Source organism: Cytophagales bacterium (assembly GCA_033344775.1).
Taxonomy (GTDB): Bacteria; Bacteroidota; Bacteroidia; order Cytophagales; family Cyclobacteriaceae; genus JAWPMT01.
Genome location: JAWPMT010000004.1, coordinates 1,517,982 through 1,539,869, shown reverse-complemented (window position 1 = coordinate 1,539,869; position 21,888 = coordinate 1,517,982). Strand labels below are relative to the sequence as shown.

Below are 21,888 nucleotides of genomic sequence, written 5' to 3'. Positions count from 1 at the left end.
GAATAAGTTGGATAACCAGAAAATGAGCCTATCACTACATAGTTTGATCTTCTTTGTATCTACGCTGAATGCACTCACTTTCAGCATTCTTGCCTTCCTCAGGGTAAAGCGTGATAAGAACAATGCTTACCTGGGGACCCTCCTTTTACTACTAACCTTTATGTTTTTTGATGAATTTGGTCGTTGGACACCAGATTTCTTCATCACCTATCCGCAGTTTACTTTTATTTTCACATTTACCTGGTTTCTTTTCATTCCCGTCATTTTCATCTGGATCAGGTATCAAACGACAGGAGTGACTTTTAAATGGATTGATCTGATACACTTCGTTCCTGTTATTCTCATGAATTTGGTGGATAACCAGTTTGTGATCGACCTGGAAGTTCGGGAGAATTCTTTGCTATCTCATCAGGAGCAACCTGAAGCACACTATGGTAAATTCATTTTCTCCGCTCAGATTGCTGGATATATGGTTTGGGTGTATGCACTTCTTTCGAAGAGATACCTCTTTCATGGTGTAGAATTGTGGCTACGTCTGAGTCATTGGTTAAAAGCTCTGGCCATTCTTTTCTTCAGTTATTTTGTGGTGGTGTGGCTATTTATCGGAGTTTATGAGATGTCGGGAATTTACCTGAAATCCCTTGATATCTGGAAGACCAACTTTTTTCTCATCTTTATTTACGGTTGGTTGTTCTATGTCATCTATAAACCCGAAGCGCTGAAGTATCCCGTCAGAAGTATCAGGATCTGGCAGGATAGGTTTAATTGGGAGGCCTATTCTGTCTCCTTAAAAGAAATGGTAGAGCAGATCACCTTGATGCAACTTTATTTGCAGCCGGATTTGGGGGTAACAGAACTTTCGAAAAAGTTGAAGATATCAGGAAGAAAACTTACTACCCTGATCAATCAGGAGATGCAAGTGACCGTCCCGCAATTGATCAATATCCTTCGGATCAAGGAGATGGAACGGCGATTTCTTAATAAAAGCAATCAACCTTTTTCGATAGAGGGGCTTGCAAGAGATGTCGGCTTCAAGAGCAAGACCTCTTTTTATAGAAGCTTCAAGGAATTTACGGGAGAGACACCTGCCAACTACTTCAATAGGCTGACCAATTAGGGGTCGGAATTAAGTTCCATTTTCTGCAGAATGCGTTTCAAAGCTATTTTGCGAGACATTACTTATTGAGATTCACCGGAGACAAGGGACATCTCATGGTAAAGTACATTACTGATCTCAATATTGAGTCGATGGATTTCAATCGGGTTGAAAGCGGTATGCTTATTTTTAATCATCGGCAATTCACGCGTTTTGAATACAAAGCACCTGCATCGATCAAGTATGTACAAAAAGGTAGAATTTCTTATCTCATCGATGGAAAGGAGATAAGTGTGCGATCAGGGAATTACCTGTTTGTCAATGAAGGAGTGGAGGTGCTCACCACCGTGTCTGAGGCTTCCGAAGGGTATTCTATCTTCTTGAATAAGGATATGTCATTAGGTCATCATCTGAACACTTTTCCCATTTTGGATACTGGCCTGATCAAATACATTGAATCTACGAAAAGCAGGATGATTGGAGAATCCCTGGATTCGATAACCTACATTCATCAACACTTGACAAACTATCTGACCCAGGCACATGATCATCTTGATATGTTGTCTCTGAAGACTGCCGGAGCCAGGTTGGACATTCTCAAAAAACTGCTGCTAGTCAAAAGTACGATCGAGCGAAATCCAAAATCCATGTTGAGCCTCGCTCAATTAGCAGAAAACGCTTGTTTGTCAAAATATGAATTGATCAGGCGATTCAAAGAAGTTTTTGGGATCACACCCTACAAGTTTTATCAACTCAACAAGATTGAAGCCACCAAGCGTGAGTTACTCAGTGGTAAGACACTTATGCAAATTGCTGTGATTTATCATTTGGGCGATGCTCATACCTTCAGTAAGTTATTCAAGAAGACGACTGGGTTCACTCCTTCCGAGTACCGGGAACTGCATCGCAATTGACAACATAAAGTGAATTGGTAACTCCGCAATTTCTGACAAAGTGTTCTTCATTTCATCTCATGATATTGGTGCTAAGTAATAAGCAAGTATCCCAATGAGATTTAATTTTTTTCTGCTTTTTTGTTGTTCAATTCTTCTGTTTCTTACTTCCTGCAGTAGTGATGAGCCTCCATTAGGAGAAGGTCCAGTCCTCATGCCGGTAACGGATATTACCGTGAAAGATGTTGCGAACTTTGCAGATGCCCGTGATATCAGCGTTTCTTTTCGAAAACCAAGGGATCTTTCCCTAATCGAATCTTTGCGGATATTGATCGTTCCAACGGAGCTGCAATCAAGTTTTGATTCGATCGCTGCATTGAACAGCAATGCTTTCTTGTCCCTGGGAACCAGTGCAACCAGTCAGGGAATAAGGTTTGAAATGGATCAACAAGATGTACAGGAGGAGGCAATTTCAGAAAATGTTTCCTACGTGATTTTCGTGCTTTCTGTCGGCATAGCAGATGATGCAGGTGTGCTTTCCGAACCGTCTTCCGCCTTTACGCTGCAACGAAAAAATGTTGTTAGAACATTGACGGGTACATTGAATGAAGGCACAGGAGGTATGGACACTGATCGTCAGGGAAACATCTATGTGGCAGATTTTGGCCGGGCCACCAATCAAGCCAATGGCTCCAACGTTTTGAAAATTACCCCAGATGGACAAGTTTCTAATTTTGCGTCTGGATTAAACGGAGCCTCTGGCAATGATTTTGACCAGGTAGGCAATCTGTATCAATCCAATATTGCTGGAAATACCGTCAGTAAAATAACTCCTGCGGGTGAAGTTTCCCTATTTGCCACAGGTTTTAGTAATCCTGTAGGCATTGCCTTTGACGGGGACTCATTACTCTACGTCTGCAATTGCGGTAACAACACCATTAGTCAGGTAGATATGGAGGGCAATGTATCGGCATTTGCTTCAAGTTCACTTTTCAATTGCCCAAATGGGATTGATATTGATAGAGACGGCAATCTGTACATCGCAAGTTTTGGTAGTCCGACAATTGTAAAGATCACTCCTGAGGGCGAGGTGTCAGATTTCGCTACTATGCCAGGAGGTAATAATGGTCATTTATTAATTCACGGAAATTCGATCTACGTTGTTTCCAGGGGACTTCATCAAATCCATCGGGTTTCTTTAACGGGATCCGTAAGGCTCTTGGCTGGAAATGGCAACCGCGGCATTGTAGATGGCCCGCTTACGCAAGCCAGCTTTTCGTTGCCTAATGATATCGCTTTTAGCCCCGATGGTAGATATCTCTACGTGAACGATGTGGATGGTTCCAATTCAGATCAGGCAGTTATTAGTCCGTCGATCATCCGGGTAATTGAATTAGTAGAATGAATTGTTATTGATAAATAAGAAACCACCAAGTGATGTTCAGAAAGATTTTATTGACCTCAATGCTGTTCTGGTCTGTTTATTCCTCAAAGTCGCAAGACTTATGGAAAGTGCTGGATCATCCCAATACGGTGTATGACGTAGATATTGCGCAGGAAGCTCCCTTTCTTGTCTTAACTGCGGGAAAAGATTCCTTAGGACGAATTTGGGACCCAAATACAGATTTGGTTTTGCCCTTGGAAGGGCATTTCACCTCGGTTTCATCCATTGACTATCATGAAGCAACCGCTTCGATCCTAACCGGGAGCTATGACCATCGTGCCATTTTGTGGAACTTGAAGGGAGAACCTCAAGTCATCTTGGAAGGTCATGAAGAAGCTGTCGTCAATGTTTGGAATACCTCCGATTTTTTGGCAACCATCAGCCGGGATCATTCGGTGATCATCTGGAGTAGAACAGGTGAGGTGAAGCTCAGTTTGAAGGGGCATACCGGCCAGGTAAATGCGCTAGTCTATCAATCAAATTCAGATACTTTTTATTCGGGGAGTGATGATGGGGATTTGAGGTCCTGGGGCAAAGCGAATCAGGTGGTTGCTTCTTTTGATTCCGGAGTAAGACGTTTGTTGATACACGGTAAAAGCAATCGGATCGTACTTGGTCTGAAAAACGGAAACCTGGCTATGGTCCAACTTGACAATGGAAAGGTGACTTTGTCGGAAGGGCACGAGTCAATGATTACGGGTTTAGCATTTTTGGATGAAGATCGTTTCATTTCCTGCGGTACAGATGGTCAAATCAAGCAATGGACGTTAGACGGCCAATTGCAATCAACTTTTGAGGCGCATGAAAATTATGTCAGTGGACTGGCAGTCTCGAAGGGATTTTTGGTTTCTTCGGGTGGGGACAGAAAAGCGAAAATATGGCGGATAGAGTGATTTTTGACAGGGTCAGGCAGTACGGGAGCATAGTCAATCCATTGCTTGTTTGGGTAGCATTCTTCGTTTGTCAGGAAACCGTAGGGCAAGTAAGAAATGCACATAGCCTGGTATACCATGAAGGTGAATCGATGGTATATCTATTTGGGGGAGCAACAGAGAAGGAGGTCATCGCTGATTTGCAAAGGCTAAATGGCCATCAGTGGGAGGATGTGATTACGGCGGAAGTACCACCAGCCCGGACTTTTGCAGGATTGGTTTATGACCCTCAGAATGATCGACTGGTGCTTTTCGGTGGAAGCAAGGTGCTTTTTGGAAAAGAGACCAGCCTGGACAACCTGTTGAATGATACCTGGCAATTTAAAGATGGGGCTTGGAGGCAGCTTTTTCCTGAAAGCCAACCTTCACCACGTGCAGAGATGTCCATGGCCTATGATGTTCAACGTCAGAGGCTGGTTTTGTTCGCCGGGTATACTATCGAAGGAAAAAAATACATCAAGCTCTCGGACACCTGGGAGTACTATGAAGACAACTGGCATCGGGTAAAGGCCAAGGGACCAACAGCCAGACACGGGGCTCCTATGGTCTATGAGCCTTCTCGTAAGCAGTTGCTGCTTTTTGGAGGAAGTACAATTGATCGTCAATATGGTCCGGGAACCGGAGAAACATGGGTTTGGAATAACAACAGGTGGGAGAAATTAACGATAGAACAACCTATCGGAGTATTCAACGCCGCTATGGCTTACGATTCGGTTTCTTCAAGAATCATTCGTTTTGGTGGCTACAATGGAGATTCACGTGTCAATAGTACTTTGCTTTTTTCGGGGAATGCCTGGGAGCCATACGAGTCCAATCAAAATCCCCTGCCACGAAATCATCATGCGATGGTCTATGATGCCAGGGAGAGTCGGGTACTGATGTATGGTGGACATGATGGCAAAAAGGTTTTCGGGGACCTTTGGGCATTTCAAATCGGTGAATGGCAAATGCTATACGACGTGGCACCTAAAAAAAGGGTCCGAAACAGCCATTGATCTTCTGGTTAGATTTTTATAGATTATATTTTTTAAACATTTATTAATATTATTGCGTCTGTTATTTAAACGATTGTTAATAATATGGAATCTATCGGTGGTTTAGAAGAAGTTATTCTCCTGATCCTGCTCAATAACGAAAAGATCCATGGCGTAGAGATTGCCGAACAATATGAAGACGCCCTGAAGAAGACCATTTCTCTTCCGGCCATTCATGTGGTGCTAAAACGCATGGAGAAAAAAGGTTGGGTTAAGTCAGAATTCGGTCAGCCTTCTTCGGAGCGTGGTGGCAAACGCAAGCGTTTATACTGGGCAACTTCCGTAGGATACAACATCATCAAAGAAGCCCATGAGAAGAAGAATGCACTTTGGTCAGGTGCAGCGAAACCGCAATTCGAAATCATTTCTGGTGTCCAATTTTAAAATTACCGATCAGATATTAGGGGTCTTTCTTCAAGGGGACCTTAAGGAAGAAGTTTCCGGCGATTTGCAGGAGGCTTACTTCATACGGTCGGGTAAAAGAGGAATTGGTTATGCGCGGACATTTCTTTTCTGGGAGCTACTGATCAGCTTGAGATTAGCTAATCGGACATTTATCAAACTCAAAATAGGTCAATTCATGTTTTTTCAAAATTTCGTCAAAACGGGATTCCGATTCCTTTGGAAAACCCGCCGCTATTCTTTTATCAACATTCTGGGACTAACACTAGGAATAACCATGGCCGGGTATACCTGGCTTTTTGTTTCTGATCAATATTCTTATGATCGGTTCCATACCCACGCAGATCAAACGTATCGCATTGGAATGCACATGACTTACAAGGGTCAAACCCGGTCCTTTGGAGGAGCATCATTTGTGATGGGTGAGGAGTTTAAGCAGCAGATTTCAGGTATCGTAGCTGCAAGTCAGGTGAAGTCTGGCTATCCGCTTCTGAAACACAAAGGCGAGACCCAGAATTTTGTATGCCACTATGTGGATGTGGATATCTTTCGCATTTTGGATTTCGAATTCCTTTCTGGCGATGTGTCCCTATTTGGAGCACCCAAGGATGTATTTGTCTCCCGTTCATTTTATGAAAGAATGGATCAGCCCGAGACGATTGAATTCATTTTCAATGGAGAAAATCACACTTTCCAAGTGGTAGCTATTTATGAGGACATTCCTCGAAATAGCTCTTTGAGGCCGCAGGTAATGGTTGCCAATAGTTTTTATCGAACCCTCACTCCTGAGCGCCGGCTGACGGAATGGTTTGATGTGAATCTGAATGTGCTGGTTCGGTTGGAAAAACGTACATCGCAGGAATTCATCGAGCAACAAATGACCGAACTGCTCCCGGAGGAGGAGAGCGATATGAGATCCGAGGTATTTCTACAGCCCTTGACTGAAATTCATACGAATGTTGATCTCCGTGCAGGCAATGGCCTGATCGGGACCATGGATGCTGCCGTGCTGTTGGTCTTGATATTAACGAGTCTACTGTGTCTGTTGATCAGTACGCTGAACTTCGCCAACTTCTCAGTGGGCAACTACCTGAAGCGGGTAAAGGAAGTAGGGATTCGGAAGGCAATAGGTGCGGATCGTGCCATCATCTTCTCTCAGTTTCTGGTAGAAGTGAGTCTCAATGTTTTGCTGGCATTTGTATTGGCGTGGGTGCTTCAATTATTGCTATTGAGCCCCTTCTCTAGCTACATTGAACATCAATACACCGTCAGTGCTTTGTTTACGGGAAAGTACCTCATGGGAATGCTGTCAGTAGCAGTGGTGGCGATCCTACTATCCGGCAATTTTCCTGCGATATTCCTTTCCGGGATGAATGTCCTGAAAGCCTTACGCGGCTACAAATTCATGGCGCATCGTCGACCCATGAGCAAATTGTTTCTTTCCTTTCAGGCGGCGCTTTCCATATTCATGCTACTGGTGACATTCACTACCCAACAACAACTTCGGTATTTGCTCGATTTCGATTTAGGATATAACTCCGAAAATCTACTTTTTGGAAGAATCCAAAACCAGGAGAAAGCTGACATTCTCAAAGAAGAATTATTAAGGTTGCCAGGTGTTGAATATGTTTCCTTCAATTCAGGGTATAATGGTACCCGGCTATCTGGCGAATACGATCAAGTTGGTACCCGCCACCTGCACATCGATCCCGATTTTGTAGAAATGATGGACCTGGAAATTGTTCAGGGCAGAAACCTGAATCCTGAAATTAGTACGGATTTTACCAGTGCGGCGCTGATTACCCAAACCATGGCCAAAGAACTGGGATTTGATGATCCGATAGGTCAGGTATTGCCAATTAGTTATGGAGAGTTAAAGGACCCGACGATTGTGGGGGTGGTCGAGGATTATCATTTCCAGTCTCCAAGATACGACCAGGAACCCCTGGTGATGTACCTGACCGATGCCTATCCTTTTCAATATTTCTTCGTGAAGACCACACAGACAGATGTGACCATCGCCGATCAAGTGAAGGAGGTGTATGAACGAATATATGCGCCTTATGGCCTGGAGTACAGTTGGGTGAGTGACTACAATCAGCGGGTTTACGATTCGGAGGCTAAAGTGAGTAGGGTGAGTCTGATCGGTTCTGGGTTAGCGATATTTTTGGCTGCACTAGGTTTACTTGGAGTCTTGGGGACCAACATTGAGAAGCGTCTCAAAGAAGTGACCATTCACAAAATCAATGGAGCCTCCATTGCGGCTTTGTACAATATCTTCTTCAGAAATTTTCTGCCATGGCTTGCCCTGGGATTAATTGGAGGATTGTTTCCCGCCTTCTACATGTTGAACCAATGGCTAGAGGGCTATGCCAACCGGATCACTTTAACTGCGGACTTGTTCGTAATAGGAGTCTTGAGTTGTGCTGCGGTATTCATACTGGTCATGCTGATCCAACTGTCCCGAATCAATCGACTGAATCCGGTGAATTTCTTGAGGGATGAGTAATTAATTGCCGGCCTGAATCATTTCAGCCGGCGCTAATTTCAATAGGTCTTTGCATACCAGGCTGCGATACCGTCCCCAATTTGATGGGGATATTGTTCCTGGATGTAGTGCTTGCCCTTTCCGAGGAAAATCGTTTCCAGATTATTCCATGAAGATTTGATTTTATCAGCTTCTTTTTTCTTGATGATCATTCCTGGTTTTACATGGAACATCATTTTGGGAACAGAGGAAGTTGGCAAGTAGTCAGCATAAGCCTGGATGACCTTGGTGCTGAATTCAGGTTCACCACCTATGGGGATTTGGGTAGGCCAGACCCTAACAGGTTTTCGGTCTTCTTTTTCTAAATAAGGAGCACGGTATTGGTCCATCTCCTCCTGAGTGAGTTTGCGTCCGGCCATCATTGGGATGAATTTCTCAACGAAGAAGTTTTTCTCTACGATCAATTTATGGCCTTTTTCAGGATGACGAAAGCGTTTAAAGATGAATCGTTCGATCAAATTGGCTTCTTTCCATTCGATGGGTCTGGTGATCGCCTCAAAAAAGACAATACCTGCCACCCGGTTCTGGTATCTATGTGCGTAATGAAACCCCAGACCGGAGCCCCAATCCTGTACCACCAAAATGATGTTATCCAATCCCAACCCATCGATGAAAGCATCCATGTATTGGATGTGATCTTCGAAAGTATAATCAATGGCTGGTTTTCCGGATTTCCCCATCCCAATAAGATCAGGTACTACTACCCGGCCTTTTGGAGTAAGGTGTGGGATGATGTTTCTCCAGAGGTAGCTGGAAGTCGGATTTCCATGTAGCAGAAGGAAGGTGTGCGCCGAATTTGGATCACCTTCGTCAACAAAATGCATTTTCGAATCAAGTACCTTTTGGTAGTTAGATTCAAATGGGAAATCAGCCGAGATTGGCGCTTGTTGGCTAAAACTTGACATAGCAATAACGATTAGGCCCGCTAAAAGCAATGGCTTTTTCATGATAGGATATTTAAATAAGACGATTAAAGAGGGGAGGCTAGATCTCAAGCATTTGCTTCAAATGCTTATCTCCCAGTATGGTATTCATAACTTCATCCACGGTTTGAGTAGACTTCATCGGATGTCGACGGTAAAGTTTGGAGTAGACTTCATCTGAACTGCGTTGAAGTTCATGCAATTGGGATCTAGTATAGTCTTCGATGCGATGTTTGTAATCCTTGTTCCAAATCAGATTGCCTGGGTCTACGATTCCACGATCAATGAAACCCCTGGTTTTCTTGTTGCATCGACATGGATTGTCCTTATTGATCAAACCACAGCGATTGTGCATCCATTGGTGCAATTCATTTCTAATCCTGCTAAGTCTTTTACGAAAGCTCTCTTTGGTCAGGTCGAATATTTCTGCACCCAGATTGTGATCGATCTGAAATAAGTCCCCAACTACGTAGAGTAAGCGTTGATCTCTGGTCAGGCACATCAGCATACCACTGGTGCATTTGATCTGCACTTCCAGGGTGTAAGCATGGTTTTCATCAGGGAATGCCTGATTGGGTTCCAGTGACTCGTCCGGGATACTTTCTACTGCTCCAAATAGCTGACTGAAGGAGCTGATTCTTAATTCCGTGGCTGATTTTTTCTGATCGAGGAGATGATTGAATGCCAATCGATACAACCAAGGACGAAAATCCCCTTTTCCCGGGTCATATTTCGACAAATTGGAAACGATCTTGATGAGTATGTCTTGGGTCAGGTCTTTTGAAAGTTCTAAATCACCTGTCATCTTGATGGCGATGTTGTAGATGAACGTATTATGGTTTTCCAGTAATTCGTTTAAGGCTTTTCGGTCGCCTTTTAGTGTCCGGTCAATTAGTGAACGATCCTTATCTGAATCGTAATCTGTATGAAGTGGGTTTGTCACCATAAGCTTCGATGTTGTAATATAAATACGACGACTTTTGATAGGTGTGACCAAAATTGGTCTGGGTTTCTATATCTCTTAGGCAAAACAGGTTTTGAAAAGCCTGTTTCTTTGAGCAAAAGAATAAACCATGACGGGCGAAGAAGATCTTTCGAAATTGATTAAGCATTTGACTCCAAAATTAAATCCGGGGAAATACGTGTTCTCAACTGTAGAGAAAGACAAGTTGATTGATCTCCATGAAGTCATCGCTACCTTCAAGGAGAAGGAAGGCATTACCATAATTCTGGAGCAAAGTAAGGCCGACGAATTGGGTTTGACTTATGATTATGTGGCCTCATGGATCACCTTGCAAATACATTCTTCATTAGAAGCTGTGGGTTTGACCGCTGCCTTTTCCACGGCGTTGGCCAACGATCAAATTAGTTGTAATGTGGTCGCAGGGTATTATCATGATCATATTTTCGTCAATGCTATTGATGAGAACAAGGCGCTTGAGGTGCTGAAAAGACTATCCAATTGAAGTTCTTAAAGCTTTTTATCTAGAGGATAAAAATTGTGATTCATTCCATGCATCTTTACTGCAATGGATGCACTGACCATTGTTCTGATCATTATTTTATGTATCGGCTTTTCTCAAGGAATGGCCTTTGCAATCATTCTGTGGCGTAAACCTCCGATCGCCAACAAGTACAAGGCCATGTTGTTGTTGGTGCTGTCTTATGGTTTACTCAATCAGGTGCTGTACCTTTTTGGGATTGGTCGTTACGATGCCTGGTATCATCTGACGATGGACCTGGAATGGGCATACGGACCACTACTTTTTTTATATGCCAAAGGACAAGTAAATCCTGAATTTCATCCGGGTAAAAAAGATCAATGGCTTTGGCTTCCGATCCTAATTCAGATCATTTGTAGCATCTATGTTCGGTCACAGAATTTTTTCTGGGATGGCACGAGAGAAAGCCTGACCTGGCTGGGCTATTATGGATACATGGTCTGGATGAATTACTCTACGGTCCCCATCATTGCCAGCTTGTTGATCATCGGATTTGCCTGGAAGTCTCTTCAGTTGTTAAGAAAACTTGATTCAAAGGATGTCGTGCAGGAAAACTATCGTTGGATAGTCAATCTTGTGAGAGGATTTGGGGCTTACTATTGTGTGGTGCTGATCATTTTGATTGTAGATCTGATCTTCTTCATGTCGACGGAGAGTATATATTACTTCTATCGCACTCGGTTCTATTACTATCCTTTTTTCATAGGTATGGCCTTGCTTGTCTATTGGTTTGGCATCTCCAGTATTATTCGTTCAGATCATCGCTTGTTGAAACCGGTTAAGAAAATTCCCGAAGCTGAAAGGGCTGCTCTTTCTGAAATCGCTGACAAATTGAAGGAACTGGTAGAGGGTCAACAAGTCTATAGAAATTCGGAATTGACACTAGCGGGGCTGGCGGAGCAAATGGAGGTCAAACCATATTTGCTGACGCGTACCCTGAATGATCTGGCTAAAAAGTCATTTACCGATTATATCAACGAGTACCGAGTTCATGAATTGGAACAATTGGTCAAAGATCCTTCTAATGATAAATACACGTTGTTGTCTCTGGCACATCAAGCCGGATTCAATTCCAAATCCTCCTTTAATCGCGCGGTAAAGAAACATTTAGGCATTCCTCCCAGTCAATTGAAGCAAAGATCATAGGTGTCAATTTCTTAATTGAGACCAGCAAATATGCAGCAACAGGGTTCAATTTTAGAATTGAGCCGATCCTCATGATCCTGACTTACAACTTGCCTCCCAAATCAAAAATTTCAAAGTATGAGAACGATTATCTTAATGTCATTAGTCCTGTTTTTGAGTTTCAATGTAGCCGCTCAGGATACTCAGGAATTAGTTGGCAAATGGAAACTGGACATGAGTCCGCAGGATACAACCGATTCAAATTTTGCCATGATGGAAATCATTAGAGTCAAAGGAAATGAAATGTATGGTACCTTTTATCGTGAAGGTGTAAAGTTAAGATCTGGCCAGCTTAATACCCAGACTGGAACCATATATGGTGCATTGATCTCCGGAGATAACAGTGGTGAGTACAATACTTCATTTTACCTCAAGGATGGTAAGCTTTATGGTACCACACATGCCATTGATCGGGGGTTTCTTGCAGTGTGGGTAGCAACGAAGGAGAATTGATCAAAGTTGGAAGCACACGATACGTGTGCTTCCAACATCCGCACAGTCTGATCATAATATATATTGGCGCTATCGATCGGCGCCTTTTGTTATTTGAATGACTAACTTCAACCTATGTGGATTTGCCCAGAATGTCAACAAAAATTCGTCAACTCAAATCAATGGCATTCGTGCAATCAAAATACGATAGAACATTTCCTGGAGGGTAAAACGGAAGATACGCTTCGACTTTATCAACTGCTGATCGATGAGTTTAAGTGCATAGGGGAATTCGAACTCCATCCTGCAAAAACAAGGATTGCACTCAATAGTCGAATGCGATTTGCATCGATCAATAGATTAGGGGATAAATACCTTGCAGGGCATCTTGTATTAAACAGGAGATATGATGAGACTGCTTGCTTTCATCGAATTGAGACTGTGACTAAATCTGCCCATGTTCATCATTTTAAACTTTGCCATAAGGAGGATATTAACCAGGAGTTGATTCATTACATGCGGATGGCTTATCAGCTTGGCCAATAATGCTTAAATGGGTATTTCAATTAGTTTTTTTAAAAAATACCAAGTAGTATGAACTCTTATTCAGTAGATGAAGTTTAAGAAACATACTGACTAGTATTTTATGAAAAAATCAGAGATCACCCGCCAGTACCTATTGGAAAAAGCCTTTGACCTCATCTATGCCAATGGTTATCAGGCGACCAGTATCGATAAGATCATTGAAACGACCAGTGTGACCAAAGGAGCTTTTTTCTATCATTTCAAAAACAAAGAAGAGATGGGACTTGCGGTGATCAAAGAAGTGATTGCTCCAAGATTTGAGCAGTCACTGATTACCCCTGTTGTAGATAGTAAACAACCCGTACAAAAGATCTATGAAACGATTGAGACCTTTATGCTCAATATCTCTGATGAGCAAGTCATCAATGGATGTCCCACCAATAACCTCATCCAGGAAATGTCCCCGGTCAATCCGAAATTCATGGTAGCCCTAAAAGGTATTCTGGAAAAGTGGAAGCATACCATGGCGCAAGTACTTCAAAAAGCGGCAGATCGTAAGGAGATTGAGCAACATAATTTCGAGGAGGTGGCCACTTTCATTGTTTGCAGTTATGAAGGGACCCGGGGCATTGGCAAAATTCATCAGAGCAAGGATTTCTATCAGCTTTTTCTCCGTCAGTTAAAGACCTATTTAAGTCATCTCTAAAAATTTTAATCAAAAACATACCAATTGGTATTTTTTAATATACATGGATTCTATCTATTACCCTAATACTACTTATTGGGTGATTGCAGTAGCTGTAATCACCGCAATAGCCACCATTTTTTTGTATCGACAAGCTAGGTCCTCTTTGAGGGCGCAATGGACTGTCGGAATTTCATTTACAGTTATGATTTTAATCGTGCATTGGATATTTGGCGGACAGCACATGATTCCTCCGACCATCAGCGGTGGAGCTTTTTATTTGATCATATTGATCGGAGCATCGGTCGGAGTAGGTCTGTTTTACGTCACTTCCAACAAGATTTTTGAAGCACTCTCTCAAGAACATTTACAAATTGTGCAGGGCCTCAGGGTCTTTGTGGGGGCTGGCTTTCTGATGGAGGGCGTTGTAGGGGTGATCCCTGCATGGTTCAGCATTCTGGATGGGTACTTTCATATCACTTCTGGCTTTCTGGCCCTCGTCGCTGCCATCGCTTTTATTAAAAAACATCGATCAGCCAGAACACTCCTTTGGTCAGCCAATATCATCGGATTGCTTGACATTTTCACGATTATCACCAGTATTTGTTTTTTGGTCTGGGAAGACCTGGGGCCTTTTCATAACATGAATTATGTGGTGTTCATCGCAGGTCCGGTCTTGTTGTGGCTGCACTTTGTTTCTATCCGAAAATTACTTCGATCATGAGGCTGCTCTTCATTTTACTTACCCTGATTCTTTCAATAAACATGTTAGCACAAAAGCAAAGTACCTTCGTCTATGAACTCACGCTGTTTGAATCCTACAAGCACAGGTCTATGTGGACGGATCGCGAGCATAACATTCAGCAGGAGCATGTGGCTTACTTGGATTCACTTGAGCGGGAAGGTAAGCTTCTTATCGCCGGGATCATAGATCAAAACCTTGAGAACCATAGTGGTTTTGTGATGCTACAGACAGAAGATTACCAAGAGGCGTTTGAACTCGTCCAGCAAGATCCTTCGATCAAAGAGGGTATGATGTCGGCAAAATTGCGCCCAATCAACATTTACTTCAAGTACGAGGAATAGACTTTAATTATAAGTACGTGGAATTGAATGCCTTCATTTGAAGGCATTTTCTTTTGTAGGTAGCAGCTTCACTTCATGTTTATTTGAATTTTCATATCTTCATGATCCAACCAATCTGCCCCACATGTCGAAGTTTGAATACTTGATGGCTTTTGAGACCATCCTCTATGGTCTGGTCCTCGCTCATTGCGTGGAAGGCTTTGGTAAAATGATCTTTCACCGCAAGACAATTCAGTTTTACTGGGCACATGTATTGGCCTTCGTGACGATCTTCATCGTAGTTATTCAGACCTATTATACGCTATTTTGGGTGCCTGCAGAGACGGTTACCAGTGCCTGGTCTTTTCTTGTGCTCAGGATTTTACCATTGACCTTGCTTTCCGTTGCTACTTATCAGATTATTCCGGAGAAGTACAAACGCCTCAAGTCGGAAAAATTCTTTTACAAGCGCCTCAAAGAGATATTAATACCTACCATCCTATTTAATATTCTCGCTGTAGCAAAGACAGTGTACTATCGCTGGGATCAATACCTGGAATTGGGCAACGGCAACATCATGGGAAGCCTCAAGTTTTGGCAGTTTGTAACCCCTTCAATGCTTATTTCTGGATTTGCCTTCTTTATGGTTTTTTTCTATCAAAAGAAAAGGTTGGTGGAGGCTTTTGTCATTTTTATGTTTATCATGTCTTTGGGCTTCATGACATTTGCTCCAACCTCTAAATGATTTTTAATAATGAAATTTTTTCGAAAACTTCCCTTACTGCTGCTAATGTTTGCTTGTTCCAGCGAACCAACTGAGCAGCAAATGTCACAATGGAAAGAAGAAGTGCGCCTGGCGGAGAAAGCTTTTAACGACATGGCACAGGAAAAGGGACTCGTGGAAGCTTTTGAATACTTTGCTGCTGAAGATGGTGTGATCCGACGAAGCAAAAAGATCATAAAGGGGAAAGCGGACATCCGGGACTGGTATGAAAAAGATGTTCGTCCTAACGAAACCCTGACCTGGGCACCCACCTTCATCGATGTGAGTCAGTCTGGTGATATGGCGTATACCTATGGCGATTTTACATTTACTTATTACGATACGTTGGGCAATGAAAAGCAGAACAAAGGCATCTTCCATACGGTATGGAAACGACAAAAAGATGGCAGTTGGAAGTATGTTTGGGATTGAATATAACCTGGAGCTAAAAATGAATAAAATTGAAGAAGTCGATCAGTACATCGCAAAGGCCGCTGAAGGTCAAGTGTCGATATTGGAAGATCTACGCAACGTGATTGCCGATGCAGTACCCGAAGTTAAGGAACAATTGAAGTGGGGACAGCCGGTTTATGGTACTGCCAAGGATTTTGTGTATTTAAAGCACACGAAAAAGCACGTCAACCTGGGGTTTTTCAATTTTGAAAAAGTAGAGGACCCGGATGGATTGCTGGAGGGAACTGGCGTTCGAATGCGACATATTAAAATCACAGACCTAACAAAATTCGATGCAGATCAGTTGAAAAATATGATTAAACAAGCTGCAATCTTTTAGTTCATGAAGGGGCTGGGTTCTTTGATCCTTTTCTTTTGGTTGATTCATATGCCCGTGTTAGCTCAATCGCCATTGGGTAGCTATGAACTGGAAGTGTTTGGCTGGAAAAATACAACTTCCGGAAGGTTGGAGGTGGCTGGAGAACCAGGGGATTATTTTGGACGGGTCACTTTTCAATCTAAAAGAGAGCGGGTTTTCGCACTTGGATCAGATGATGTATCTCCCGATACCATGGTTTTTTATCTGGGAGACAGGAACGGATACCTAAAACTTTACCGTAAGGCGAACCAAGCCTGGCAAGGTGCCTTCAAATATTTTGGTTTGCGAGGTGAACTCAAAGCCGTCAAAACAGGCGAAAATGCCCCAGAAGCTTTACAGCGATTGACCAAATTGAAACCACTTACCACTGGAGTAATCACGACGAAAGGGCAGGAGTCATTTCCTGTTTTTGATACGGAAGCAGAGGGTTTGTATTATACAAGAGAAGGGCACATTCTGTTGAGTTTAAGGGCTGGAGAGGAGTGGGCAACTCCAAAAGCCATTCGATTTTCTACAAGCGCTCGTGATAGTGCTCCTTATTTATCGCCTGACGGAACTTATATGGTCTTTACTTCTGATCGACCATTTGGGTCTGGCAACAAGAAGAATTTGTGGCGATCAGATCGCGTTAATGGACAATGGAGCGAACCAACAGCTTTACCTGCTCCGGTGAACATAGATTCATTGGGAGATTACCATGCAGCAATAGCCGGTAATGGAGACCTGTATTTTGTTTCTTATAATCGGCCAGGAGGAAAGGGAAAATCCGATATCTATCATGCAGAATTAAGATCGGATGGTAGTTGGCGAGTTCGAAATCTTGGAGATTCAATTAATTCCGATAAAAGTGAAGCGGATGTATTCATAGCGCCAGATGAATCTTATTTGCTTTTTGCTTCAACGGATCGGACAGATAGTTATGGTGCGGATGATATTTATATCAGTCAAAGGGAGAATGACAACTGGAGACAGCCTCGAAATCTTGGCCCCCTGGTGAATTCGTTTGCTTATGAATACGGTGCCTGGGTGGATCAACTGAATGGCTACTTGTACTTCAACAGTTTCCGTCGTGGTAGTTCCGATATTTATCGCATTGCTTTGGCTGAGCTAGAAGTTTTTAGTGATCTTGAATAAATAGAGCATTCACTTCCAGTAATGATATTAAGCTTAAGAATTAAGTCATTTTTTCAAGCGGTGCTAACGATTGACCGTCAATTATATCTCAAGTTAGTGGCAATCCTGTTTTTGGTGGCGGCACTTTCTCTGCTTTCTTCAGTGATCTTTCAGGTACATGTAGGGACCGTACCGACTGCTTATCAGGTGTTCGATATCTCCTTCTATCATTTTATTCCTTTCTTTCTGTGGGTTTTATGTCTGCCATTAATTCATTGGATTTCTCGCCAGTGGCCACTGAATCCAACAAAGTTTTGGCTCCAACACCTGGTCACTTCCGTTCTTTTTGCATTTGCCTCCCGAATACTGGCCATTTGGGTCGATTTTGCCATCAAGCATGCAGTTGGGATGACGGACGCTGCACCTTTATCTGTGTTGTGGGACGTCCGTTGGGTCGTACTGGCTTCGCTACCTAAAGCATTGCTGGTTTACTGGCTGATCATGTTCTTGTTCTCCTATTTCGAAAAGAAAGTTTCTGCCAGATCCATTGATAAGTTGGCCCTGGATACAGACGGAGGCACCATCTTACTGTCACCAAAGGAATTGCTCTGCATCGAGTCATCACGCAATTACATCATTGTCCATACATCTACCAAGAGGTACCGCTCTCGCAAAACACTGAAGTCCGTGAGTAGCCAATTGGGAGAACAATTCATGCAGATTCATCGATCACGAATCGTGAATACGGAAGCTGTGGTTCGCGTCATTCCCTGGCGGAGTGGTGAGTACATGCTGGAACTACAAAATGGTTTACATGTGTCTTCGAGTCGTTCTTTTCAAGGAAATGTCCGCATCATATGTCAGGGAGATGCAACTCGTCCCGCAACAGCCTGAATTCGTCCCAGGTGAGCTTTTACCTCCCATAGCTTTTCTACTATTGACCTAAAAAGGTCATGAAAAACTTAAACGTCATCAATATTCTCAAGGATGTGTTGCTATGGGCCGCATCCTTATATCTCGCCTGGCTATTCATTCGTCAAGGTTATGTCAAATTCGATACGGATGGGTTTTGGTCTGGTGCATTCGAGCGATGGGGCTATCCTGTATGGTTCATGTTTTTGATTGGATTTCTGGAATGTTTGGGCGCCATTCTTATACTGATCCCCAGAACAGCGGCCTATGGTGGACTGATTATAGCAATCGTCATGGCAGGGGCATTGATTACCAGAAGCATTCATGGAGCAAGTACTAGCGATTTGGTATGGATCTTTCTCTTTGGATTAGGCGGTGCGTTGATTGCCTGGGGCCGATTCAGGCAACGGTGGAAATTCAAAAATTGAACAATCGCTTTTTACGACTGCCAGACTACTTTTAACGGCACGAATATTTTTGATTTTCATGCCTGATCTCATCAACAAACTTTTCGTTTACGGGACCCTGGGTCCCGGACGCCCTAACGAACATTGGTTGACAAACATTGGTGGGACTTTCGAAGAAGCTTACGTCAGAGGCCGGCTCTATCCAGATGGGTGGGGTGCTACCCTTGGTTATCCCGCATTGGTAATCGATCCCGAGGGTGATGTGGTGATGGGGCACGTATTTAGTTCGGATAACTTGCCTGATCACTGGCAGGAACTCGATGATTTCGAAGGAGAAGGATATTTGCGTGTGCTGACGGAAGTAACGCTGAATGACGGGAGTATCCTACAGGCTTATTTCTATTCCCTGAGTCCAGCTCCATAAACTGGTCCTAAATTATTCGCGGTGCTTATTTCACTACTCAGGTCTCTGAGGATGCTATTGAGTAATTCTATTTCCTATTGTCGCTGAATACTGTTGCTACTTTGACCTCAAAAAAATCATGAAAAGGTTAAGTAACAGTGTATTGAAAGGGGTGTTCGTTCTTCTTTGTGGAATAGTGATTGCCGGAGTAGCATTGGCCCGCGTTTCAGAAGAAAAGGTCAATGATAAATACTATCAGGTGGTGATGATCTGGTTAAAGGATCCTGCCAAATTTCAGGAGTACGGTCAGAAAATGGGACCAATCGTTGGCAAGTATGGGGGAAGCGGAGAAAGGATATTGACCCCAGTGGAGAGCTTCTATGGCGGAAAAACAGGGGAAGGTCTTTCTAAGCCTGACATGGTCAATATCGTATACTACTACAGTAAAGAAGCCTACGAAAATTTCGAAAACGACCCTGCATTCAAGAAGATCGAGCACCTGCGATCGGAATCCATCAATATGGTAGCCATAGGTGGCAAGGTAAAAGGAGGCGAATTACTTCCAGGAGACGCCTCTCAACGATTGTACATGATTGAGTTTGGTTATTTCAAGGACAAGGGTAAAAATTACAAAGCCTATGAAAAAGCTTCGAAAGGATTCAATCAACGGCTGGGGTTAAACAAAGAACGCATACTGATTCCAGATCAGGTTTGGGGAGACATTGCCTTGCCGGATTTAGTGACCATAAAGTACATCGATGATGCTTCGAATAAATCAAAAATGGAATCAGATCCTGATCACGCCAAAATTGAAGCCCTCTATGGAGAAGCCATGAGCGACCTCATCTGGATAGAAGGAAAGGCCGCGTTCATCAATATGAATTAATGTGGCCGGTTAGGTTGATTGAACTCCCCTTCGTATCTATGGAGGGGAATCTTTCGTATTTCAATTGGTAAAAGTATGCATCAAAGTCATGAAAAATAGACGTTCGATTCAATTGCTGGTCATACTGCTGGTAGGTCTGCTTATGCCTTCCTATTACAAAGTGAAATATCTCATTCTGGAAGTCATCACCTGGTCTGATATTTTTAATTGGCTACTGTTACTGGAAATTGGATTTGGACTAATGTTGGGTACAGTAGTGGTTTTTGGCCATGATTGGGTGGCACAAGCGCTTCGAAAGCAAGGGAGTACCTCTTCTTTCTTACAGAGATTTATTGTTCAATATGGGCTATCTACTTGCTATTCAGTGGGTGCTGCCATTGGGTTTTCCTATTTTTTCTGGCACGTTATTGTCCCCATGGAGATAACAGGAGAATTTCTTTTTGATTATGGGGTGCTTGGATTATTGCTTCCGATTTTGTTGAATGGAATCTCTGAGAGCTTCTATTTCTATGGAAAATGGGAGAAAGAGTCTTACGAGAAGACATTGCTCGAAAAAGAGAACATCAAAGCCAAATATGAAGTGCTACAGAATCAGCTGAGCCCGCACTTTTTGTTCAATTGTTTCAATACCCTTGCCGTATTGATTGATGAAAGCAGAGCGACAGCAGTCAAATTCTTACATCAATTGTCGAAAGTATACCGATACGTACTGGAAATGAAAGATCAGGAATTGGTGTCACTTTACGACGAGATGCAATCTATGGAAGCCTATGTGGAGTTGATGAAACACCGGTATGGAGATAGTTTTAAGGTATTATTACCTGAAGAGTCCCAGCTTGCTAACCAAAGACTGGTCCCGCTTACTTTGCAGATCCTGTTAGAAAATGCATTGAAGCACAATGAGTTTAGTGATCAGCAGCCACTGGAAGTGCAGGTAGCGATCGAAAGGGACAAATTGAGTGTAATCAATCCGCTTAGATCTAATGGAAATCAATCGGGTACTGGCATTGGATTGAATAATCTTCGCAGCCGATATCAGGCCGTTTTAGGAAGTTCTTTAGAAATTACTGCGCAGAATGAAGCCTTCCGAGTGGACATCCCATTGATTTCCGATAAATGAATTGTCTGATAATAGAAGACGAGGCAGCGGCCCTGAGGGGATTGAAGAAAGCCTTAGAAGTAGCATCGCCTGAAGCAGAGATTGTTGGTGCGATCCCAACGGTAAAAGAAGCCATTCATTGGCTCCAAACTGAGCCCCTGCCAGATCTGGTCTTTATGGATATTCATCTCAAAGATGGCAGTAGCTTTGAGATTCTTGAAAAAGTAGACGTTGAGGCTCCAATCATCTTTTGCACCGCCTTTGATGAATATGCGCTGAAGGCTTTTCGGGCCAATAGCATTGCCTACCTTTTGAAGCCCATTTCTCACGAAGACCTCAAAGCGGCCCTGAATAAACTAGCGATGCTTCGCAAGCATAAAGAAGAAGTCGCTGGCCTCGGAACGCTCCTTAAGTATTTTGGAGAAAAAGAACAGACTCAGCGAAGGTTTTTGACCAAAACAGGCCACAAATTCACTTATGTACAGATGGAGGAGATTGCGTACTTTTTTAAAGAACATACGGCCGTTTATGCCAAAACATTCGAAGGGAAAAAGCATTTGATCGAATCGTCACTTGATCATCTCGAAGCGACTGTGCCGGACCGTGATTTCTTTCGAATCAATCGGCAATTTTTGGTTGCAGCAAAAAGTATCCGGAGTTTTGAGACTGATTACGGAAGCTTTCCTATTCTTCTGGATCCACCGGCTGGAAATGTCACCATTAGCCGTTATAGGATCAATGATTTTAAGACCTGGCTGGGTCAATAACGCGCCGTAAAAGCTCCATTTTTTCCATTGAAAATCTCGC

At 43.0% G+C, this 21,888-nt stretch carries 25 protein-coding genes; 23 read left to right on the top strand and 2 right to left on the bottom strand.

Going from position 1 to position 21,888, the window contains the following annotated elements; genetic code table 11:
- Nucleotides 1-22 precede the first annotated feature (22 nt).
- From R8G66_15500 to R8G66_15470, 7 genes are all read left to right on the top strand, one after another.
- The gene (locus R8G66_15500) at nucleotides 23-1,117 is read left to right on the top strand and encodes a helix-turn-helix domain-containing protein (GenBank protein MDW3193776.1); all 1,095 of its coding nucleotides are present in this window, start codon (nucleotides 23-25) and stop codon (nucleotides 1,115-1,117) included.
- A gap of 95 nt (nucleotides 1,118-1,212) precedes the next feature.
- Entirely contained in the window at nucleotides 1,213-2,010 is a 798-nt protein-coding gene (locus tag R8G66_15495) for a helix-turn-helix transcriptional regulator (GenBank protein MDW3193775.1), read from the top strand.
- A gap of 94 nt (nucleotides 2,011-2,104) precedes the next feature.
- Complete coding sequence (locus R8G66_15490; GenBank protein MDW3193774.1) at nucleotides 2,105-3,394, top strand: SMP-30/gluconolactonase/LRE family protein; 1,290 nt, start codon at nucleotides 2,105-2,107, stop codon at nucleotides 3,392-3,394.
- A 32-nt stretch (nucleotides 3,395-3,426) separates the two neighbouring features.
- Nucleotides 3,427-4,326, top strand: a complete 900-nt coding sequence (locus tag R8G66_15485) for a WD40 repeat domain-containing protein (protein ID MDW3193773.1) — start codon at nucleotides 3,427-3,429, stop codon at nucleotides 4,324-4,326.
- Nucleotides 4,311-5,360 (top strand): kelch repeat-containing protein, encoded by a 1,050-nt coding sequence (locus R8G66_15480; protein ID MDW3193772.1) that lies wholly within the window; start codon nucleotides 4,311-4,313, stop codon nucleotides 5,358-5,360. Before R8G66_15485 ends, R8G66_15480 begins: the two co-directional genes overlap by 16 nt.
- Before the next feature lie 84 nt (nucleotides 5,361-5,444).
- Nucleotides 5,445-5,783: a helix-turn-helix transcriptional regulator gene (locus tag R8G66_15475; protein MDW3193771.1), complete on the top strand. Its 339-nt coding sequence runs from the start codon at nucleotides 5,445-5,447 to the stop codon at nucleotides 5,781-5,783.
- The gene (locus tag R8G66_15470; GenBank protein MDW3193770.1) at nucleotides 5,770-8,310 is read left to right on the top strand and encodes an ABC transporter permease; all 2,541 of its coding nucleotides are present in this window, start codon (nucleotides 5,770-5,772) and stop codon (nucleotides 8,308-8,310) included. Before R8G66_15475 ends, R8G66_15470 begins: the two co-directional genes overlap by 14 nt.
- 38 nt (nucleotides 8,311-8,348) lie before the next feature.
- On the opposite strand, the gene R8G66_15465 is transcribed toward R8G66_15470, so the two are convergent.
- Nucleotides 8,349-9,296, bottom strand: a complete 948-nt coding sequence (locus tag R8G66_15465) for a haloalkane dehalogenase (protein ID MDW3193769.1) — start codon at nucleotides 9,294-9,296, stop codon at nucleotides 8,349-8,351.
- A gap of 37 nt (nucleotides 9,297-9,333) precedes the next feature.
- Nucleotides 9,334-10,218 (bottom strand): RNA polymerase sigma factor, encoded by an 885-nt coding sequence (locus tag R8G66_15460; protein MDW3193768.1) that lies wholly within the window; start codon nucleotides 10,216-10,218, stop codon nucleotides 9,334-9,336.
- 127 nt (nucleotides 10,219-10,345) lie between these two features.
- On the opposite strand from R8G66_15460, the gene R8G66_15455 reads away from it, so the two are divergent.
- From R8G66_15455 to R8G66_15380, 16 genes are all read left to right on the top strand, one after another.
- The gene (locus tag R8G66_15455; protein ID MDW3193767.1) at nucleotides 10,346-10,738 is read left to right on the top strand and encodes an ACT domain-containing protein; all 393 of its coding nucleotides are present in this window, start codon (nucleotides 10,346-10,348) and stop codon (nucleotides 10,736-10,738) included.
- Between the two features lie 63 nt (nucleotides 10,739-10,801).
- Complete coding sequence (locus tag R8G66_15450; protein MDW3193766.1) at nucleotides 10,802-11,920, top strand: helix-turn-helix domain-containing protein; 1,119 nt, start codon at nucleotides 10,802-10,804, stop codon at nucleotides 11,918-11,920.
- Nucleotides 11,921-12,037: 117 nt separating this feature from the next.
- The gene (locus tag R8G66_15445; protein ID MDW3193765.1) at nucleotides 12,038-12,412 is read left to right on the top strand and encodes a hypothetical protein; all 375 of its coding nucleotides are present in this window, start codon (nucleotides 12,038-12,040) and stop codon (nucleotides 12,410-12,412) included.
- A gap of 625 nt (nucleotides 12,413-13,037) precedes the next feature.
- Nucleotides 13,038-13,622 (top strand): TetR/AcrR family transcriptional regulator, encoded by a 585-nt coding sequence (locus R8G66_15440; GenBank protein MDW3193764.1) that lies wholly within the window; start codon nucleotides 13,038-13,040, stop codon nucleotides 13,620-13,622.
- 43 nt (nucleotides 13,623-13,665) lie between these two features.
- Nucleotides 13,666-14,325, top strand: a complete 660-nt coding sequence (locus R8G66_15435) for a hypothetical protein (protein ID MDW3193763.1) — start codon at nucleotides 13,666-13,668, stop codon at nucleotides 14,323-14,325.
- Nucleotides 14,322-14,687 (top strand): YciI family protein, encoded by a 366-nt coding sequence (locus tag R8G66_15430; protein ID MDW3193762.1) that lies wholly within the window; start codon nucleotides 14,322-14,324, stop codon nucleotides 14,685-14,687. The genes R8G66_15435 and R8G66_15430 overlap by 4 nt, the downstream gene beginning before the upstream one ends.
- A 124-nt stretch (nucleotides 14,688-14,811) precedes the next feature.
- Complete coding sequence (locus R8G66_15425) at nucleotides 14,812-15,411, top strand: hypothetical protein (protein MDW3193761.1); 600 nt, start codon at nucleotides 14,812-14,814, stop codon at nucleotides 15,409-15,411.
- Between the two features lie 81 nt (nucleotides 15,412-15,492).
- Nucleotides 15,493-15,861 (top strand): nuclear transport factor 2 family protein, encoded by a 369-nt coding sequence (locus R8G66_15420; GenBank protein ID MDW3193760.1) that lies wholly within the window; start codon nucleotides 15,493-15,495, stop codon nucleotides 15,859-15,861.
- Nucleotides 15,833-16,222 carry a DUF1801 domain-containing protein gene (locus R8G66_15415; protein MDW3193759.1) on the top strand — a complete coding sequence of 130 codons (390 nt, stop codon included), beginning with the start codon at nucleotides 15,833-15,835 and terminating at the stop codon, nucleotides 16,220-16,222. Before R8G66_15420 ends, R8G66_15415 begins: the two co-directional genes overlap by 29 nt.
- Nucleotides 16,223-16,225: 3 nt before the next feature.
- Nucleotides 16,226-17,395 carry a hypothetical protein gene (locus R8G66_15410; protein MDW3193758.1) on the top strand — a complete coding sequence of 390 codons (1,170 nt, stop codon included), beginning with the start codon at nucleotides 16,226-16,228 and terminating at the stop codon, nucleotides 17,393-17,395.
- Nucleotides 17,396-17,491: 96 nt separating this feature from the next.
- Nucleotides 17,492-18,268 carry a LytTR family DNA-binding domain-containing protein gene (locus tag R8G66_15405; GenBank protein MDW3193757.1) on the top strand — a complete coding sequence of 259 codons (777 nt, stop codon included), beginning with the start codon at nucleotides 17,492-17,494 and terminating at the stop codon, nucleotides 18,266-18,268.
- Between the two features lie 59 nt (nucleotides 18,269-18,327).
- Nucleotides 18,328-18,714, top strand: a complete 387-nt coding sequence (locus tag R8G66_15400) for a DoxX family protein (GenBank protein ID MDW3193756.1) — start codon at nucleotides 18,328-18,330, stop codon at nucleotides 18,712-18,714.
- Nucleotides 18,715-18,772: 58 nt separating this feature from the next.
- Nucleotides 18,773-19,117 (top strand): gamma-glutamylcyclotransferase, encoded by a 345-nt coding sequence (locus R8G66_15395; GenBank protein MDW3193755.1) that lies wholly within the window; start codon nucleotides 18,773-18,775, stop codon nucleotides 19,115-19,117.
- 118 nt (nucleotides 19,118-19,235) lie between these two features.
- The gene (locus R8G66_15390; protein MDW3193754.1) at nucleotides 19,236-19,982 is read left to right on the top strand and encodes a DUF1330 domain-containing protein; all 747 of its coding nucleotides are present in this window, start codon (nucleotides 19,236-19,238) and stop codon (nucleotides 19,980-19,982) included.
- Between the two features lie 88 nt (nucleotides 19,983-20,070).
- Nucleotides 20,071-21,102 carry a histidine kinase gene (locus R8G66_15385; protein ID MDW3193753.1) on the top strand — a complete coding sequence of 344 codons (1,032 nt, stop codon included), beginning with the start codon at nucleotides 20,071-20,073 and terminating at the stop codon, nucleotides 21,100-21,102.
- Nucleotides 21,099-21,848, top strand: a complete 750-nt coding sequence (locus R8G66_15380) for a LytTR family DNA-binding domain-containing protein (protein MDW3193752.1) — start codon at nucleotides 21,099-21,101, stop codon at nucleotides 21,846-21,848. Before R8G66_15385 ends, R8G66_15380 begins: the two co-directional genes overlap by 4 nt.
- Nucleotides 21,849-21,888 lie beyond the last annotated feature (40 nt).

Bases quoted from the DNA above. Each gene is read 5' to 3' on its own strand.
- R8G66_15500 (MDW3193776.1), top strand. From the start codon at position 23: ATGAGCCTATCACTACATAGTTTGATCTTCTTTGTATCTACGCTGAAT.
- R8G66_15495 (MDW3193775.1), top strand. From the start codon at position 1,213: ATGGTAAAGTACATTACTGATCTCAATATTGAGTCGATGGATTTCAAT.
- R8G66_15490 (MDW3193774.1), top strand. From the start codon at position 2,105: ATGAGATTTAATTTTTTTCTGCTTTTTTGTTGTTCAATTCTTCTGTTT.
- R8G66_15485 (MDW3193773.1), top strand. From the start codon at position 3,427: ATGTTCAGAAAGATTTTATTGACCTCAATGCTGTTCTGGTCTGTTTAT.
- R8G66_15480 (MDW3193772.1), top strand. From the start codon at position 4,311: ATGGCGGATAGAGTGATTTTTGACAGGGTCAGGCAGTACGGGAGCATA.
- R8G66_15475 (MDW3193771.1), top strand. From the start codon at position 5,445: ATGGAATCTATCGGTGGTTTAGAAGAAGTTATTCTCCTGATCCTGCTC.
- R8G66_15465 (MDW3193769.1), bottom strand. From the start codon at position 9,296: ATGAAAAAGCCATTGCTTTTAGCGGGCCTAATCGTTATTGCTATGTCA.
- R8G66_15460 (MDW3193768.1), bottom strand. From the start codon at position 10,218: ATGGTGACAAACCCACTTCATACAGATTACGATTCAGATAAGGATCGT.
- R8G66_15455 (MDW3193767.1), top strand. From the start codon at position 10,346: ATGACGGGCGAAGAAGATCTTTCGAAATTGATTAAGCATTTGACTCCA.
- R8G66_15450 (MDW3193766.1), top strand. From the start codon at position 10,802: ATGGATGCACTGACCATTGTTCTGATCATTATTTTATGTATCGGCTTT.
- R8G66_15445 (MDW3193765.1), top strand. From the start codon at position 12,038: ATGAGAACGATTATCTTAATGTCATTAGTCCTGTTTTTGAGTTTCAAT.
- R8G66_15440 (MDW3193764.1), top strand. From the start codon at position 13,038: ATGAAAAAATCAGAGATCACCCGCCAGTACCTATTGGAAAAAGCCTTT.
- R8G66_15435 (MDW3193763.1), top strand. From the start codon at position 13,666: ATGGATTCTATCTATTACCCTAATACTACTTATTGGGTGATTGCAGTA.
- R8G66_15430 (MDW3193762.1), top strand. From the start codon at position 14,322: ATGAGGCTGCTCTTCATTTTACTTACCCTGATTCTTTCAATAAACATG.
- R8G66_15425 (MDW3193761.1), top strand. From the start codon at position 14,812: ATGTCGAAGTTTGAATACTTGATGGCTTTTGAGACCATCCTCTATGGT.
- R8G66_15420 (MDW3193760.1), top strand. From the start codon at position 15,493: ATGTCACAATGGAAAGAAGAAGTGCGCCTGGCGGAGAAAGCTTTTAAC.
- R8G66_15415 (MDW3193759.1), top strand. From the start codon at position 15,833: ATGGCAGTTGGAAGTATGTTTGGGATTGAATATAACCTGGAGCTAAAA.
- R8G66_15410 (MDW3193758.1), top strand. From the start codon at position 16,226: ATGAAGGGGCTGGGTTCTTTGATCCTTTTCTTTTGGTTGATTCATATG.
- R8G66_15400 (MDW3193756.1), top strand. From the start codon at position 18,328: ATGAAAAACTTAAACGTCATCAATATTCTCAAGGATGTGTTGCTATGG.
- R8G66_15395 (MDW3193755.1), top strand. From the start codon at position 18,773: ATGCCTGATCTCATCAACAAACTTTTCGTTTACGGGACCCTGGGTCCC.
- R8G66_15390 (MDW3193754.1), top strand. From the start codon at position 19,236: ATGAAAAGGTTAAGTAACAGTGTATTGAAAGGGGTGTTCGTTCTTCTT.
- R8G66_15385 (MDW3193753.1), top strand. From the start codon at position 20,071: ATGAAAAATAGACGTTCGATTCAATTGCTGGTCATACTGCTGGTAGGT.
- R8G66_15380 (MDW3193752.1), top strand. From the start codon at position 21,099: ATGAATTGTCTGATAATAGAAGACGAGGCAGCGGCCCTGAGGGGATTG.